The sequence below is a fragment of the Kocuria sp. NPDC057446 genome (genome assembly GCF_042802875.1).
Classification (GTDB): domain Bacteria; phylum Actinomycetota; class Actinomycetes; order Actinomycetales; family Micrococcaceae; genus Kocuria.
The window spans coordinates 1-1,305 of record NZ_JBHVDI010000295.1; the positions used below are offsets into that span (position 1 = coordinate 1).

Below are 1,305 nucleotides of genomic sequence, written 5' to 3' on the forward strand. Positions count from 1 at the left end.
CCCTGCCGCGTGGACGGCTCACTGGGAATGGCCGCCCGCTGCCCGCCGATGACTCGACCGCTGATTGAGAATTGCGAGATTGATCGCTGGGTGCGGACGTGCCGGCGCGGTCATCGACAGGGCCTCCACAAGAGACCGGGCGGAAGGATGAGGACGATGGCGACCGTGTGGGCAGGAATCGATGCGGGGAAAAGAACACATCACTGCGTGGTGATCGACCTGGCCGGAACGGTTCTTCACTCCCACCGGGTGGACAACGGGACTGCCCCGAATTTTGACCTGCCCCATGGCTGGGTTACCCCTGTGGGTGTGAAGATCGGTGTATCTCGTCGAGAGGCTCCAACCATGCCGCGACCCTTCCCTGCGGAGTTCCGTCTCCGCGCCGTCGCACTCGTGCGTGCCGGCAAGACCATCACCGCCACCGCCGCCGAACTGGGCATCAGCACCGGTGCGTTGCACAACTGGGTCCGCCAGGACCAGATCGACCGCGGCGAACGGCCCGGGCCCACCACCCACGAGTCAGCGGAGCTGGCGAAGGCGAAGAAGCGGATTCGCCAGCTCGAGGCTGAGGTCGAGATCCTCAAACGCGCCGCGAAGCTGCTCGGGGAGACCGTCCGGACCCAAAAGGGCTCATCCGGTGATCGACCAGCTCGTCGACGCCGGGCACCCCGTCAAGGTCTGCTGCCGTCTGCTCGGGGTGAGCAGCCCCGGCTACTACCAGTACAAGAACCGGCCGCTGTCCCCGACAGCGATGCGTCGGCAGTGGCTCACGGGGCTGATCCGGGAGGTGCACACCGCCTCCCGCGGCACCTACGGCTCCCGCCGGGTCCACGCCGAGCTCACCCGCGGCATGGACGTCGTCGTCAGCGAGAACCTGGTGGCCGTGCTGATGAGTCTCGCCGGGATCGCCGGGTTACCGGGCCCGGCCAAGGTGAAGAAGCTCAAGGGTGTGGCCACCGCCGATGACCTCGTGCACCGGAAGTTCCACCGGCTCGCGCCCAACGAGCTGTGGGTCACCGACATCACCGAACACCCCACGCCTTGGATTCCAGTGGTCGTCGCAACACCCTGACCAATGGGGAGTTACGGCGATGGGTGCTTCGTCACCGCGGATGTCGTGTTCTCGCAGCGTCCCGCTGAAGCCGCGGACCGCGCTGTTCCCGGCCACTGGGAATCTCAATGCTGTTGTCAATCAGCCAGGAGCGCTGGGGCCGGGGCCGGTTCTCGGTATGGACTGTGGTCGCGGAGCATGGCCCAGATGACGTTGAGGCGGCGATGGGCGAGGGCAATGAGCGCTTGTTTGTG

At 66.4% G+C, this 1,305-nt stretch carries 1 pseudogene; it reads left to right on the top strand.

The features are described 5' to 3' along the window. Positions 1–345: 345 nt before the first annotated feature. Positions 346–1,039 (top strand): annotated as a pseudogene (locus ACFU0Y_RS18185) (transposase); the annotation flags it as partial. Positions 1,040–1,305: the final 266 nt, after the last annotated feature.